Annotated in this window: 12 protein-coding genes; 4 read left to right on the top strand and 8 right to left on the bottom strand. The window is 51.9% G+C overall.

The features are described 5' to 3' along the window. The first annotated feature begins 444 nt into the window (after positions 1-444). The 3 genes from TH19_RS18605 to TH19_RS18595 all read left to right on the top strand — a co-directional run bounded on the left by TH19_RS18605 (position 445) and on the right by TH19_RS18595 (position 4,712). Positions 445-1,512, top strand: coding sequence for a Bug family tripartite tricarboxylate transporter substrate binding protein (locus TH19_RS18605; protein ID WP_181846479.1), 1,068 nt, complete (start codon positions 445-447; stop codon positions 1,510-1,512). Between the two features lie 86 nt (positions 1,513-1,598). Then, on the top strand, positions 1,599-3,572 hold the full coding sequence (locus TH19_RS18600; protein WP_114103856.1) for a tripartite tricarboxylate transporter permease: 1,974 nt from the start codon (positions 1,599-1,601) through the stop codon (positions 3,570-3,572). A gap of 102 nt (positions 3,573-3,674) precedes the next feature. Next, positions 3,675-4,712: an AbrB family transcriptional regulator gene (locus TH19_RS18595; protein ID WP_114103855.1), complete on the top strand. Its 1,038-nt coding sequence runs from the start codon at positions 3,675-3,677 to the stop codon at positions 4,710-4,712. A gap of 20 nt (positions 4,713-4,732) precedes the next feature. On the opposite strand, the gene TH19_RS18590 is transcribed toward TH19_RS18595, so the two are convergent. After that, entirely contained in the window at positions 4,733-5,386 is a 654-nt protein-coding gene (locus tag TH19_RS18590; protein WP_114103854.1) for a GntR family transcriptional regulator, read from the bottom strand. Positions 5,387-5,503: 117 nt separating this feature from the next. Here TH19_RS18590 and TH19_RS18585 point away from each other — a divergent pair, with 117 nt between their 5' ends. Continuing rightward, positions 5,504-6,190, top strand: a complete 687-nt coding sequence (locus TH19_RS18585) for a transporter substrate-binding domain-containing protein (RefSeq protein ID WP_114103853.1) — start codon at positions 5,504-5,506, stop codon at positions 6,188-6,190. A gap of 807 nt (positions 6,191-6,997) precedes the next feature. Here TH19_RS18585 and TH19_RS18580 read toward each other — a convergent pair. The 7 genes from TH19_RS18580 to TH19_RS18550 form a co-directional block, all read right to left on the bottom strand. Beyond that, a complete protein-coding gene (locus tag TH19_RS18580; protein ID WP_181846478.1) occupies positions 6,998-8,728 on the bottom strand; it encodes a methyl-accepting chemotaxis protein in 1,731 nt (576 codons plus the stop codon). A gap of 349 nt (positions 8,729-9,077) precedes the next feature. Next, a complete protein-coding gene (locus TH19_RS18575) occupies positions 9,078-9,452 on the bottom strand; it encodes a response regulator transcription factor (protein ID WP_220151767.1) in 375 nt (124 codons plus the stop codon). Between the two features lie 95 nt (positions 9,453-9,547). Further along, positions 9,548-10,153: a response regulator transcription factor gene (locus TH19_RS18570; protein WP_258548038.1), complete on the bottom strand. Its 606-nt coding sequence runs from the start codon at positions 10,151-10,153 to the stop codon at positions 9,548-9,550. A gap of 47 nt (positions 10,154-10,200) precedes the next feature. Further along, positions 10,201-11,991, bottom strand: a complete 1,791-nt coding sequence (locus TH19_RS18565; protein ID WP_181846477.1) for a PAS domain-containing sensor histidine kinase — start codon at positions 11,989-11,991, stop codon at positions 10,201-10,203. Positions 11,992-12,405: 414 nt separating this feature from the next. Next, positions 12,406-12,975, bottom strand: a complete 570-nt coding sequence (locus tag TH19_RS18560) for a nucleotidyltransferase family protein (RefSeq protein WP_181846476.1) — start codon at positions 12,973-12,975, stop codon at positions 12,406-12,408. 11 nt (positions 12,976-12,986) lie between these two features. Beyond that, on the bottom strand, positions 12,987-13,985 hold the full coding sequence (locus tag TH19_RS18555) for an XdhC family protein (protein ID WP_114103847.1): 999 nt from the start codon (positions 13,983-13,985) through the stop codon (positions 12,987-12,989). A 97-nt stretch (positions 13,986-14,082) separates the two neighbouring features. Continuing rightward, entirely contained in the window at positions 14,083-16,254 is a 2,172-nt protein-coding gene (locus TH19_RS18550) for a xanthine dehydrogenase family protein molybdopterin-binding subunit (protein WP_114103846.1), read from the bottom strand. Positions 16,255-16,257 lie beyond the last annotated feature (3 nt).

The raw sequence follows: 16,257 nt of genomic DNA, 5'->3' as shown, positions 1-16,257 counted from the left end.
TTATTAATTATTTACAATGACTTATTCAAGAGCCACTGATATTGACATGGGAAAACCCTAATGCCGATCGTTCATAAATTCCCAAAGAATTGTAATATCTATAGAAAAAATCAATAGATGTTACCGCTTGTTCAATTTCCTATCCACACGGCCTATCCATAGCCTGAGGTTGAAGATTGACGCACCGCCATTATCCGTGCGGAAACCTTGGCGCCGATAGCACGACCCAAATCTGTCTACCCGCTGTCCTTCATCCAGAGTTTCCAAAGCGACCCGTTCAGGAATTCCACTCGGCTGCGCGTTAATCACACGGAAAACAGAAATCAGGTTTCCGACGCAAAAACAAAACCAATCAGCGGCGGATTTAACAGACCAGCAATGCCAAGGCCGGCGCGGCACATAAAAGCGCCTCTTGGCATCTGAACTGGTCACGGAGGAACGAACATGAAAAAGCTGATGTCCGCAGCATTTGCCTGCGCACTTTTGCTTCCAACGGTGGCATCTGCTGCTGACTACACCGACAAGACAATCGAATTCTGGGTACCTTTCAAAGAAGGCGGCGGGACCGACACCTGGGCCCGCGCGCTACAACCTTTCATTGCCGAAAAACTTCCGGGTAAGCCGGACGTGATTATCGTCAACGAAACAACCGGCGGCGCCATTGGTGGCTCCAACGAATTTCACCGGCGGATGAAACCTGGTGGTGAAATGATTTTCGGCACCACCGGCTCGGTACAATTCCCGTTCTTGCTGGGCGACAAGCGTGTTCGTTATGACTATGCCGACTGGGCCCCTGTTCTGGCCTCACCTATCGGTGGCATGGTATATCTGCGTACCGACAGCGGCGTTAAAAGCGTTGATGATTTTGCCACGCTCAAAGACATGAAACTGGTCTTTGGCTCACAGGCCATTTCGACACTTGATCTCGTACCGTTGCTCGCCTTTGAAATGCTTGGCCTTGATGTCCAGGCCGTATTCGGCATGAAAAGCCGGGCTCTGACCCGTCAGGCGATCCAGCGCAACGAAGTCAATATCGATTACCAGACCACCCCAACCTACCTTAAGCACGTGGTGCCACTGGTAGAAGAAGGTGAAATGGTGCCCTTCATGTCTCTTGGAGCCCTTCAGGCGGATGGCTCCATCGGTCGCGACCCTACCTTCCCGGACGTTCCAAGCTTCCCGGAAGTTTATGAAAAGGTTCACGGCAAAAAGCCTTCCGGCCCGGCATGGGATAGCTGGAAGGCATTCTTCACTGCGGGTTACGGCACCCAGAAATTCATCGTTCTGCCGAAATCAAGCGATCAGGACGTAATTGATACCTATCGTGCCGCAATGAAAGAAGTTGCTGAAGACCCGCGTGCGCAAAAGATCCTTAAGGACGAACTTGGCAACTATGAAATCATTGTTGGCGATCAGGTTGTCCAGGCGATGAAAGACGCGACCGAGGTTCCCGAAGAAGCTCAGGCGTGGATCACCAACTGGCTCAAAGAGAAATACAATTTCTCGAACTAACCCGAACCAAAGCGGCTCTCTACCCGGTGCCACCATGTGGCATCGGGTTTCCCGTATAGAATAAACCTTGGGAGCGGACGACACTTATGGTCGAGGCACTTGGCGGCGCGTTTCTGCAAATTTTCAGCGGCGCGTCGATACTTTATCTCGTTGGCGGCGTAATTATGGGTCTGGTGGTCGGGGTTCTTCCCGGCTTTGGCGGCACCGTCGGCCTCGCAATTCTTTTGCCTTTTGTGTATGGACTTGATCCGGTTTCCGGTCTGGCCCTGATGATCGGCGTGATGGCCGTGATTTGCACGGCCGATACATTCCCGGCCGTTCTGATCGGCATACCGGGGTCTGTCGGGTCTCAGGCCACTGTTCTTGACGGTTATGAACTCGCCAAACAGGGGCAGGCCGGACGCGCGCTTGCGGCGGCCTTTACCGCGTCGCTGTTCGGAGGATTAATCGGCGCTGTCATTCTGACCGCCATCATCCAAATTGCCCGACCGGTTGTTCTGTCATTTGGCACTGGCGAGATGTTGATGCTTGCCGCCCTTGGCCTTTCGATGGTCGGGTTGCTTGCAGGCCGATCCTTTATCAAGGGATTGATTGCCTCGATGCTTGGACTTCTTCTGGGCATGGTCGGCATGACACCAACATCAAACGAATACCGGATGGATTTTGACGTCCTGTATTTGTCCAATGGCATACCGTTGATGGTGATTGCCATTTCCATCTTTGCCATCCCGGAAATTGTCGATCTTTTGCGACGTGACACATCTGTATCACAGGAAACAAGACTGTCGGGCAGCTGGCTTACCGGGGTCAAGGATGCCTTGCGCAACAAGTTCCTGATCTTGCGCTGTGCTGGCATCGGGTCGCTTGTCGGTATGTTGCCCGGCCTTGGCGCATCGGTTGTTGACTGGATCGCTTATGGCCACGCGGTGCAAAGTTCCAAGGACAAGGAGAATTTCGGCAAGGGCGACATCCGCGGCGTTCTGGCACCGGAATCTGCCAACAATGCCAAAGAAGGCGGATCACTTGTTCCGACCCTGATTTTTGGCATTCCCGGATCAGGCGCAACCGCCGTTTTGCTGGGTGGGATGATCCTGCTCGGTGTCGAACCCGGCCTGAACATGATCAAGTACGAGATTGATACAGTTTACGTAATCATCTGGTCGCTTGCGATTGCCAACCTGATCGGGGCGGCCTTGTGTGTCATGCTGGCCCAACCGATTTCCCAGCTCACCCGGGTTAATGTGCGTCTTCTTGCACCGTTTCTGATTGTGCTGTTGATCTTCGCGACATACCAGTCATCGCGCAGCTGGGGCGATCTGATTTTCGCGATGGCTATTGGTATCTTTGCCATCTACATGCGCCGTTTCGGATATCCGCGCCCGGCCCTTATGATTGGTTTCGTGCTGTCAAACGGGGTTGAAACCAACTTTTACCAGACCTCGCAATTCTATGGATGGTCGGTATTCGAACGACCGATATTCCTGATCCTGCTGGCGATCTGTGCCATCACCCTGTTTGGTGGTTTGCGATTGCTGAAAAAGCAAAACCTTGCTGCACAGGACAACCCGACGACAAAAGCCAACCCGGCGCAATACCTGATGGCACTAACCATGGCAGGGCTCGCGATCTTTGCCCTGTTCTTCACCAGGGACCTGACCTGGCAAGGCAATATCTTTACCCAGGTTATCGCAATTCCCATGCTGGTCCTGTCCATGCTTCTGATCTGGCGAATGTCGCGCGGTGGACTGCGTAATCCGGATATGGAAGACATCGATCTTCCGACCGGTGATGGTGTTTCTGAATACAAGTCTGGCATCTGGCTTCATCTGGGCTGGATTACCGGATTGCTTATTACGGCTGCCTTGCTGGGATACTGGCTGGCAATCGGTGTCTTCCTGCTGGCTTTCCTTGCCCTGCGCTCCGGTCTTAGCTGGACGCGTGCGGCATTGGTTGCCGGTGGTGTCCTCGCTGCCGTATCGCTGATGTCCTATTTGCTGCATCTCTATTTCCCGCGCGGACTGATTCAGGAAATCTGGGATCTCCCGTTCCCGCTCGCATAACCAGCACCCGGGAACACCTGCCCCGCTACACGCCACGAGTAGCGGGGCATTTTTTATCAGCGACGACCGCCAAAGACCTCTTTGCTTTGCGACAGGTACCCGATGATCAAATTGCCCCAAAAACTACCCAGTCTCCTCCTGACATTACTGATCGGCATTGTTGGCGGCATCAGCGCCGAACAACTCGCGGTGCCTTTACCCTGGTTGCTTGGTCCGCTTGCGACGACCGCCATCGCCAGTGTTGCCGGTCTAAGGACATCAAGCAGCAAACACGTTCTAGCTCCCGCCCGTACGTTTCTGGGTGTTGCCATCGGCGCATCTTTCACACCGGCCTTGCTGGGGAGGATTGATGAAATGGCTTTCAGCCTCGCTTTCATTCCGGTTTATCTGGCTGTTCTGGCGCTGATCGGCTTTCCGTTTTTTCATCGCATCTGCAAGTTTGACAAGCCGACCGCATATTATTCCACCATGCCCGGCGGTCTTCCCGACATGATTGCGTTCGGGGCCGCTGCGGGCGCAGATGTGCGCATTCTGTCAATTGTTCAGGCTACCCGCGCCTTTGCGGTTGTCGTCATCCTGCCCCTGTTTCTCAGCCTAGCCCTCGGCATCGAATTTTCACGCGGGCAGTCCGTTGGCAGCCATTGGGCGGACATCCCGCTTCAGGAAGAGTTTCTGATCCTGACCTGCGCATTTGGTGGCTGGTTGATCGCGGCCAAACTTCGGGTAAAGGGCGCAACAATCATTGGCCCGATGTTGACCGCCGCAGTAATGAGCATGACCGGCTTAATCTCCCATCGGCCACCAGTCGAAATCATGATCATTGCACAGCTCGTCGTCGGGATTTCCATCGGATGCCGTTATGCCGGTGCGGACCGCCGGATCATCATGATTGCAGCAGCGGCGGCTGTCGGATTTTGCATGTTGATCTTTATGCTCGCCGCGGCATTTGCCGGGGTGATTTCAATCTTTGGCGATATCGATTTCCTCGACACCATTTTGGCCTATGCCCCCGGTGGCCAAGCCGAAATGACACTTCTGGCCATCATCGTCGGTGCTGATGCCGCCTTTGTATCGCTCCATCACGTGTGTCGAGTGTTCATTGTTGTCATCGGGGCACCGATTGCCCAGCGATATCTATGACAGAATATCGCCGGGACTGCTTACTGTTCGAGTTCCGCCTGCAATCTGATGCGGGCGCGATAGGCGTTGTTGATATGGGCACGTGCCGCCTTTTCCGCCGCATCTGGATCTCGGCGGGCGATGGCATCAACAATCTCCTGATGTTCGTCAAGCGACTGGGCACCACGGTTTTGAATGGCAAGGGTCGTCCCCGCCAACAGCACAAGCGAAACCCGCATATTTTCAAGCAGATCATCAAGAAACCGGTTGCGCGCCAGAAGATGAATTTGTCGATGGAACAGCTTGTTTCTGCGCATCAATTCGCCAGGATTGTCGGTAAATTCCCGATCGGCTTCGACCATTTCACGCAGAACATTAATCTCGACATCCGTGGCATGAAGAGCCGCCAGACGCGCTGCTGTTCCTTCCATCACCTCGCGCACAAGGTAAAGCTCCCCGACCTCGCGATAATCAAGAACGGTTACAACGGCACCGTGATGGGGCTCGTGCGTAACCAGCCCCTGCTGTTCAAGCCGTTTAAGGGCTTCACGCACCGGTGTGCGGCTAATCCCGAAGCGTTCGGCAATTTCCACCTCGCGCAGACGACTGCCCGGCGAAAGATCACCACAGTCAATCGCATCAAGCAGCATGTCATATACGCTCGATCCGCTCGGCTTTTCCTGTTTCTTGCTCATCTTTCCGCCTTCGGGTTGTGATGGATGTTCAGAACAACTCACAAATAGATACATTTGGACTCAATAGCATACAACCCGAATTCGCTGCTTTTTCAAAACTCAGGGGAGGAAATCTGAATGTCACTTCAAAGCAGGATTGCTCCATCCGGAACCCTTCGCTTTGCGATCAATATCGGCAACAGTGTTTTAACCCGTTTCGATCCTCAAAGTGGTGAAGTCAGCGGCATCACCGTCAACCTTGCCCGCGACATTGCCCGCGAACTCGACCTGCCCTACAAGCTCGAAATTTATACATCCGCCCGCGCTGTCGTCGAAGCTGTCTCTCGAGGCACCTGGGACTTCGCCTTCATCGCCCGGGATCCAAAACGATCCGAAAGCATCACCTTTAGCGCCCCCTATTTCCTGATCGAAGGCAACTATCTGGTGCGCAAGGATTCTCAGATCACATCAAACAGGGAAGTTGATCAATCTGGCGTCACTGTCGCGGTTGGCAAGGGGGCTGCCTATGATCTGTATTTAACCCGACATCTTCAACATGCCGAAATCATCCGGACCGACGGCACAAAATCGGTGATGGACATGTTTATCGACAACGGGATCGACGTTGCAGCCGGAATTCGACAATCCCTTGAAAGTCACATCGCCAGCAACACGAATTTAAGGCTCCTGCCTGATCCGTTCATGCATATCAAACAGGCAATCGCAACACCTGCACAAAACAGGGAAAGCGCCGACTTTATAAAAGCTTATCTTGAGGACGCTCGCAAGTCCGGACGCCTGAAGAAACTTTGCGAAACTTCTTAATACGCAAACTACTTCATAACCCCGAATTATGACAATTCGGGTTGCAGATACCTTAGTCGGGATTCATTCGGAAATTAGAGGCAATGGAGCAGTGAGTACACGCTGTAAACACTGCTCCATTGTCAGGTGCCACAAAAGCTGACATTCGACATAAAGCGAAATCAATGCCTTAGCATTTTCGATTGCCAGATAAGTTGTCATCGATTGTCACAAAAGATGACAAAAACCTGCAGAATTGACAGAAAAGCTGACAATTCTCCAAAAATTAATTTCGAGCTCTGTGACATTGCGCCCGTCCTATGGCCGGTTCTTCCTAATTTGCGCTTTTACTTTTAAATTTTAGCCAGCCAAGGAAACTGTCAACATTTCCAATGTTCGGGATTTCCTGAACACAAAGCCTACAGAGGCAGAAGCCAACAATATTCCAACAAACTGCGGTCGAGCTTGTTCATCAGAAAGATACCATTATTGGACTACCGATCAGTTTTGCGATCAACTCGGCAAAAACGGCATTCTGGCAGATCGTAAAAAAGACGAAGGAGCACTAAAGGCAGACCACGCCAAAGAACTGCAGCTCACTCTCAAAGGTATCATCGCAGCAGGATATCCCGGGCTATTCTAAAGGTGCTCCGCGCCCACCAAGGGGTGATCACGTCTCCTATATGCGTCTTCTTTCAGTAAAAAGTTCACCAACCGTCATTCATGAACTTTGGCGTTTATGACTGCACTTGCACGATCAATAACAGTGTAAAGCAAGGTGTCATTTGCTGCGGACATCGCGCGCGGTTTCACCCCAACGACACCTTGTCATGTCCGAAAGGCATAGTCAGCAAGCTTTAACTGTTGAGCCGCCCTGACATCAGCCAGAAACTCTTCGATATTCGTCAATAAACTGGTCGATTTTTCATTGAGATTTTCCGCGGCCTGCCAGACCTCGCTCGCATCCACACGCCCAAGATGCGCGGCTTTTCTCAAACCTTCCAAGCTCGAAAGTATTTTCTGGGTACCAACTTCCACTTCTGACATATTGCGCGAGATTTCACTGGTCGCACTATCCTGCTCATGAACCGCGGCCGAGATCACGCTTGAAATTGCACTAATTTCGCTCATTCGCTTCGACAACATCGTCACCGTCGAGGTTGCCGATCGTGTTGAAGCCTGAATATGTGCGATCTGGTTTGAAATATCTTCCGTAGCACGTGTGGTTTGCGTCGACAGGGTTTTGACTTCAGCTGCAACAACCGAAAATCCCTTGCCGGCCCTTCCGGCGCGTGCAGCCTCGATGGTTGCGTTCAACGCCAGCAAATTGGTTTTCTCTGCAATCCCCTGAATCAACTGAACAACACATCCGATTGCGTCAACAGCACCTTCAAGATCAGCAAACACACGATTGGCGAGAACCGCTTCTTCTGCCCCGGTCTGAGCGATTTCGGACCCACGATGGACCTGTTGGGCAATTTCCTTGATTGCAGATGTCAGTTGAGTTGACGCCGATGCAACCGTTCCAACATTGCCAACTGACTTCTGCGTCTCACCCGCAACCAGTTCAGTCTGACTGGTCGCTTGGTCTGACTGGTCTGCCATGTCACCGGCAGCACTGCGCAACTGGGTAATGGCGGCCTGTACGACCGTCAGGTTCTCTTCCACCGTGCTTTGAAACTCTTGGACCAATCCTTCGATCCGGGCTGACTGCGCCAATTGAGCTCGCTGAGTGGCCGTTTGTTCCAGATGTAACCGGTCGGCCTCAAGTTTATTGCGTCGAAAAACATTCAGTGCTTTGCAGAGTTCACCAATCTCGTCTTTCCTGTCGCGAATATATAGATTGTCCGCTGTATCACCGGCGACCAACTTATTCACTGCGAACGTCACCTGACGAATGGGGTCCGAAATACCGCGCCCAACCAGCCATCCGAAACTGGCGATGATGACGAGCACACCAACTGCGAAGAAGATATCTCGCAGCGCCCTATTCCAAAACCTTTGATCAATATCGTCAATATATGCCCCGGTGGTCAGAACCCAGCCCCAAGGCTCGAAAAACCGGGAATATGTGAGTTTTGAAGATATGCTGGCATCTTCGGGCTTTCGCCAGAGATATGTCACAAACCCGCCTTGGCTATTGCGGGCGACTGCCGCCTGTTCACTGAGAAAATGCCGACCGTTTGCATCGACGACCTGATCTGTCTCCTTACCAACCAGATCGGCCTGAAAAGGATGAAACAAGACTTTGCCACTTGCATTGAGAATAACGAAGTAACCGTGCTTGCCGTATTGAAGATGCTGGATCAGTCCCAGCGCATCCGTCTGTGCCTCTGTCAGAGATTTCTCACCTTGGGAGACCTGAACCTGTAAGTTTGCGAACATCCCTTCAAGGATCTCAGTTGCTTGCTGCAACTCTCCCTTTCTCTCATCAATTAAAGCCGTTTTGAGAGATTTCAGTTCGAAAACCGTTGGCAAGACCAAACCGGCTACAATCAGTCCCATGAGCAACATGATCTTGGTTTGAATTTTCAAGTCGCGAAAGTGCAACGTCGACATCTTGAATCCTTTGTATTCCAAAAACACCGACACTAAAAAAGCTGGCTGCCGACACGAGGATTTCGCTGTTGAAAACGAACTTGATGTCTCGCGCCGGCAGCCAGGAAGGGTAATTTGCAATGTTTGCGGATCCGTCTCTGTTTCATGATCTCCAGGGAGGAGAGAGATCTGTTGCCAGACGTGGAACAAGCAAATTACTTTTTCAGCCGGAGGGGCCACTCCGGCGGTCGCTGCTTGCTGGTCGGGGTCACAGTAGCAGCATGTCCGGAAGCATGACTGACAGGGGCCTGTCCTTCCATTGCACATGGAAATGATCGCGCAATACCAAAGTATGAGCGCTTAAGATCGGTCAATCTGATCGGGAAAGAATATCTTCCAAACAATCAATGAGTTCCTGCGCCTGAAACGGTTTTGCAAAGAAACCTTTTGCCCCATTCCTGCGAACCACTTTTTCTGATTGTTCGTTTGGAAAACCTGTAACGAAGATCATCGGAATTTGTGAATGTTCAGCCAGAAGAACCTGCTGCAACTCCAATCCCGTCATGGAAGGCATCTGAATGTCAGTGATGATGCAGGTGGTATCGTCACGTTCCGGATGGTCAAGAAATGATCTTGCCTCGCTGAATGTACGCACATTGTAGCCAAGTGAACGCAACAAGCTGGCAGTTGCCGACCTAACGGACTCGTCATCATCGATGATTGAAACCATCGGCAATTTTTTCAATTTCAGGGTCCCTTTTGTTCAGCGCAAGATTTCTGCACTGGTGTGACCCAACCAATATGAACCTACCGAGCAGTAAACAAAATCATATCAAAGGATTAATCATCTTCGATGACACCATGCTTCTTGAGAAGCTCGACGGTTCGAACCAGGTCCGCAACCGACCGCATTTCCAGTTTTTTCATCATTGTGCCACGGTGGATTTTGACCGTTACTTCGCTCAGGTTGAGTTCTCCGGCGATCTGCTTGTTCATCAGCCCTGCCGAAACAAGCATCATTGCCTGGCGCTCACGATGGGTCAGCGAGTTGAACTTTTGAACCAGATCCTCAAAGCTGGCCAAATCAATGCGTCTTTTTCGGTCCAGGTCCAAAGCAACGATAACCGCATCAATTAGGTCCTGATCACGGAACGGTTTGGAAAGGAAATCGATTGCGCCGGCTTTCATTGCCTTAACGCTCATCGGCACATCACCGAAGCCCGTCATAAAGATCACTGGCATCGAAACGCCAAGCTCTTTCAATTTACCCTGAAAATCCAGCCCACCAATTCCCGGCAGACGAACATCAAGTACCAGGCACGCCGGATTGTCCGGCAACGTCTCTTCCAAAAAGGCCGGTACTGTTTCAAAGACCGATACAGCAAAGCCGATTGAACGCAACAAACTGCTGACGGCATCTCGGATGGCAGCGTCATCGTCGATCACATACACCGATCCATTCAGCGCAATATCTGATAACTCTAATTTTTTTATCACGTGCTACAAGCGGGCAGTTCAATCGTGAAAATCGCCCCCTCTCCCTCTTCAGATTGCAATGAAATTCTTCCGCCATGCGCAGAGATGATTGATCTGCAAATAGACAGCCCCATCCCCAAACCATTGCGCTTGGTCGTAAAGAAGGTTGTAAAAAGGCGTTCTTGATGCTTTCGGCAAATGCCATGACCGCTGTCCTGCACCACAATCAGCACATCCGAAGTTACAGATAACTTCAAACTGATCCGGATATTGCGCGCGCCGTTTTGAACTTCCAAAACAGCGTGATGTGCATTCATCAAAAGATTGATCAACACTTGCTGGAGCTGGATCTTGTCGCCGCGAACCTTCACATCCGGTGCGGAGATATCAACATCAACAGCAATGTCGTGACGCATCAATTCTCGCTGAACAAGTGCAAGACTTTCGGTAATCAGCTCCGCACAGTTGAGAACAGATTTGTTGAGTGGAACGCCCTTTTTGGAAAGTGACAACAGGCGTCGGACCACTTCACTTGCTCGCTGGCCCTCGGCGATCACACGGTCGAGCCCATCCCGCACTTCTGAGATTTCGGGCGGCGTACGATGCAACCATCTCAACGCGGCTTCACCATTGGTAACAACGGCCCCTAACGGCTGGTTCACCTCATGGGCAATGGATGCCACAAGTTCTCCGAGCGTTGCTACGCGGGTCGCATGTGCCAAATCGGCATGTGCCTGTTGCAAGGCCTCTTCCGTTTGTCGCAGGGCATCAATATCGTTCATAACCCCGTACCATCGAACAACCTCGCCAGCGTTGCTCATCAGCGGAGAGCCCCGCATCAGCATCCACCGATAGACGCCACTACCGGTTTTCAGGCGACATTCTGTTTCAATCATCTCCGCCGATTGTTCGGCCTGCGCCCAAAGGTCCCGCCAACGCGGCAAATCACTCGGATGGATCAGGTTTTCGAGCCGGCGCGAGATCCCCGACAGATCAATTCCAAGTTCGGTCCAGCGCTCATTGAGATAATCGACCGTTCCATCTGTCAGGTTTGTCCAGACGAATGCCGGAACAGTGTTGAGAATGACCCGCCGCTCCCGCTCCTGCTCCTGCAGTTTTACTTCGGTGCGTTTTCGTTCTGAAATGTCGGTGTTTGTTTCGAGAATTGCCCGCGGCCGTCCGCGTTCATCCCGACTTAGCGACCATCTGCTTGCGACAGTGAGTTGTGAACCATCTCTTTTCGTTTGGACAAGTTCACCTTCCCATCGGCCGGTTTCGACAAGGCACGCCATCGCCTCGGCATGCCGAACGTCAAATTTGGTATTGAGAAGCTCCGCACTTACGGCATTGATGGCCTCGTAAGATCGGTATCCGTAGAGCTTTTCCGCGCCACGATTCCAGAACTGTATGGCGCCTTCCAAGTCTCGAACAAAGATGGCATCGTTGCTCAGGTTCAACAAACCTGCACGTTGCGCCAGAACATCTGTTCCGCGCTGGTTCCGAACGGCGAGCACTGTGGTAATCGCAATTGCTGCAACACTGAATATGCAGCGCGCCAGGCTGTCATCGAACAAATCATCGTAATGTCCCCAGACAAACGCCGATACGGTCAGCACGACGCAAACGGTACCTGTTGCCCGAATTACATTTGCGGAGGCAAAGCCCGAAGCGAGCAACACTGCAATCACATACATGACAGCGACCGCCATTCCGGAATCGCTCAGATTGTCCAAGTAAAAGACAAACGCCACATATAGAAAGATCAGGAAACACGTTAAAAACCTATGTTTTCCGAGCCCCAGTTCCAAGTGCAACTCATCCCCCTCTGAGTAAGGCCCAACCATGATCGGGCAGTCGATAAACGACGGTATTGAGCACGCGGTTTGTCGATGCAGCAGACGTTGACGCGGGAGGCGCTCGGGGGCGGAGGGGGTTAGGGCGAGGCGAAAATCCCCACCACGTCAACGCCGGATTACTTGAAGAAATTTAAAGCAAAAACTGAAAATCAAGATAAAAGTCAATTTCATCACCATGTTTTCCAGAATCTTCAAAAAATCATTCAAGTACTTTGATGAAACCGATGATATCTACTATAAATAGATCATCAGTCGGCCACCCAAACAAACTACTCCACCACCGATTTAATTCAATCACACCTTCAGTTCACCGTTTAATACATATGTGCTATCGAAATTCATCAGGACGACTTCTTGACCGCGTCGCTATGTCGCCACGCAAAGATCAAGTGGCGTATCGACATCAAACCCCGCATGATCCATAGGTATTTTTGTGACAGGCGAGGATTCTTTGTTCAGAATTCGCCGCGCACCAATTTCCCCATCCAGTTTCTCAAGTGCGGAAAACATTGATCGAGGAAAAATGGCAGGCACACCATTCGCAGAGCCATATTGCGCCGAGATCACAGAACGGCCGTCAAAACGGTCGGTCAGATGTCGATAGTCTTGCTGCGTCACCCTGACTTGGTCACAAACAGCTATCAATATGCCATCCAGGTCATTTTGCCGCGCGGCACAGGCAACACCAACCGCGATAGAACTGCCCATTCCCGATGTCCAGTTGCTATTCACAACAACTTCAACAACCGTTGTAATTGTTGGGGCAATTTCATCTCGTGACGCACCTAAAACGACGTAGATCGGTCCACTAACCGCTTGGCGCACCTCGTCAATTGCATGATTGAGAAGCGACTTTCCGTTAAAGTTTGCAAGCTGCTTGCAGCGTCCAAACCGTTTGCTTTGTCCCGCAGCCAGAATAATTGCAGCAATCATCATTTGATCCTCCATTATTCCGCGGCCTGAAGCCGGGCAACCGCAGCACTATGTTTCCTGAAAAGCACCGCATGAATCCCTGACAAAATTGACAAGGCAATGCTTTCGGGCAGCTGCCCCCCAATGTCCAGGCCAGCTGGGCTGGCAACATCAAATGGCAGATCCACCTCTTTGAGGCCCGCCTGCATCAACAGCTCCGCAAACCGGTGCCTGGGCCCCAAGGCCGAGACATGTCGAACAGAACTGCGTGACAGCAATTCCAGCGCCTTCGCATCCAGTGAAATGCTGTGAGCCATAAGGACAGAGGCATCCACACTGTTTTCATGGATGTACGCAATGAGGCTGTCATCCAGGTGACGCAGGATCACATTCGCATTTGGAAAATGCTCACGCCGGGCATTGGCGGCTCTGGGATCGACAAGTGTCGTTTTCCACCCCAGTTGATGCGACAAACTGATGACAGGACGCGCATCCATGCCACCGCCAATGATCAATAAATGGGGCTCGGGCAAAATCGGGGTGACCAGCCAGTCACCATCCGGGCGCTTTTCAATGGAGGCGTGCTCTAAAGAAACTGTGCTGTCAGGTTCGAAATAGGCGCAAACATCGCCAATCTTCTGAAAATACTTTCCCTTCTGACGCCGTTGCAACGAAGCGTGCAAGTCCGCCAGGCCAAGATCGTTGCCCGGTAAAAGCGGTTGCAACATGATGTGTACGCGACCACCACATCCTATTCCCAGCCTGAATGACAGGTCGTCTTCGTCACTCCCGTCATATACCAGCATCACAGCTTTGCCTGTGACCATGGCCTTGCGCGCGTTGCGCATGATATCCGCTTCGAGACAGCCTCCACTCAGCAGACCGAATTGCTGACCGTTACCATTTACCAGCATCATTGCGCCTGCTTTTCGGTAAGCCGACCCTTCGGTAAGATACACAGTCCCCAACACCCATTGGGTGCTGGTCCTGAATTTCTGCCAATCTGACAGCATGGATGACAGGTGGTTGTTCATTGGTCAGACGCCCCGTTCTGGTCGCCGGCAATCCGCGCTTTGCAGTATAGAGTGCTGGAAAGCGACACACCGGGTATCGCTTCCCGCACGCGACGGCTTAAACAAAATTGAAGCCAGCCTTGGTCATTGGAAGATTGAGTATCCGTGTGCCGGTTTGCGCAAAAATGGCATTGGCAACAGCGGGCCCCGTTGGCGGAACGCCCGGCTCGCCAACACCCGACGGCGCGGCATTCGAAGACACGATCCCTACTTCGATTTCGGGCATTTCACCATTGCGCAGCAGCTCATAGTCCGGAAAGTTGAATTGATCGACTTCACCGTCAGTCAGCGTAATCTCGCCTCGGTAAATAGCGGCCAAAGCAAAGCCAGCTCCGCCTTCCATTTGTGCACGGATAATATCCGGGTTGACGGCAACCCCACAGTCAACGGCCATATACAATTTGTTTACGTGAACGTCTTTGCCGTTAACCGACACGTCCGCGACGACCGCAACGCATGTATTAAATGAATAGTGACAAGCAAATCCGCGCTTATCCCCTTCTTCCCACCCCGACATCATACGCACCAGATTGATTGCCGAGATCATGCGAGCCTGGTTTGTGCCCTTGGGGTCCAACATTGCAAGGCGCATTTCAATCGGATCCTGTCGGGTCTCGCTTGCAACCATATCAAGCAGTGTTTCCATGACAAAACCGGTGTGGGTATGACCGACAGAACGCCACCACAGGACAGGCACTGCGGTTTCAAAATCGCTTAGTCCGACCGCATGATTTGGGATATCGTACAGACCTTCCGCTATCCCCTCGACGGACGTACTATCAATACCTTCGCGAACAAGAACCGGCTCAAACGCCGTGCCTTTCATAATCGATTTTGTGACAATCCGGTGATCCCAGGCTGTGATGTTACCTTCAGCACCAAGCGCAATTGTTGCGCGATGTGCTGTCTGAGATCGGTAGTGCCCGCCTCGCAGATCGTCTTCGCGGCTCCATACCAGTTTTACCGGCAACTTGCGTCCGGAGACGGCAAAGGCCATCGCAGCTTCTGCATTGTAATCCGACATCGGGTTTGCACGTCGACCAAACGAACCACCTGCATATAGGGTTTTGATCTCAACCTGAGACGGATCGAGATCAAGAATTGCGGCTACTGTCGGATGTGACAGCCCCGGAAATTGGCAGCCGTCATACATGATCACACCGCTCTTGGTGGGTGCGATCGTACAATTTAACGGCTCAAGTGGCGCATGAGCCAAAAATGGAAACGTAAATTCTGCCTCTATCTTGCGGGGTGCCGAAGCAATGGTTGAGGCAACCGAAGACAGAGAAATGTCATGGTTGACGTCAAACTGGGGATGATCAAGCAAAGCCTTCTGAGCAGAAACAATTTCGAATGTGCTGCGGCTTTCGGCATTCGCAAAATCCCATTCAACAGACAAAGCGTCCCGTGCCTGAAATGCCGACCATGTGTTTTTGGCAAAGGCAACAACCCCTGCCTTGTTTGGCAAGACTTGGGCAGCAATGAACCCGCCGACCTGTTTGGCATCACGATCATCAAAGGAGATCACGGAGCCGCCAAACTTTGGACTGCGTGCAATTGCCGCATAAATCATCCCGGGCAACTTGATGTCCATGGCAAAGACGGCGGTGCCATCCGTCTTGTTCGAGTTGTCTTTTCGATGAAGACGCTGATTGCCGATCAATCTGAACTGATCAGGCGTTTTAACAACCGGATCCGAGGAGACTTCGAGCGTTGATGCCAATTCTACAAATTCACCAAAATGCCCGAAATGCGGCCCCGATGTCAGGATGCTGCGTTCAATCGTAATGCTGTCCGGGTCGACCCCCCAGGTTTGCGCGGCAGCACGCACCAGCAAATCACGTGCAACAGCACCCGCTTCACGATACTGCATGTAAGAATTTGCTGTCGCGGTCGACCCACCGGTTCCTTGAAGGCCAAACATCAGATTTGCGTACCGACTGCCATCCGAAGGAGCAAACTCGGTATCCACCTTCTCCCAGTCCGCATCGAGCTCCTCGGCGACCAGAGTCGTTAAACCCGTGCTGGTTCCTTGGCCCATTTCAAAATGCTTCAGAATAACCGTTACAACACCACTGGCATCAATACGGACAAAGGGATTGAGAGCAGCCGCCAGTTTTGCTTCGCCCGCTGCCGCCAGAACTCCGTTGGAACCTAACCCTACAAGAAGCGCAGTACTTCCTGCCGCTGAGCCGATCAAAAACCCTCTGCGAGAAATCTGAACCGTCATGAA

It is taken from the genome of Thalassospira profundimaris, assembly GCF_003326675.1.
Classification (GTDB): domain Bacteria; phylum Pseudomonadota; class Alphaproteobacteria; order Rhodospirillales; family Thalassospiraceae; genus Thalassospira; species Thalassospira aquimaris.
The sequence above is the reverse complement of the archived record's forward strand: the minus strand, read 5'-3'. Positions and strand labels throughout refer to the sequence as shown.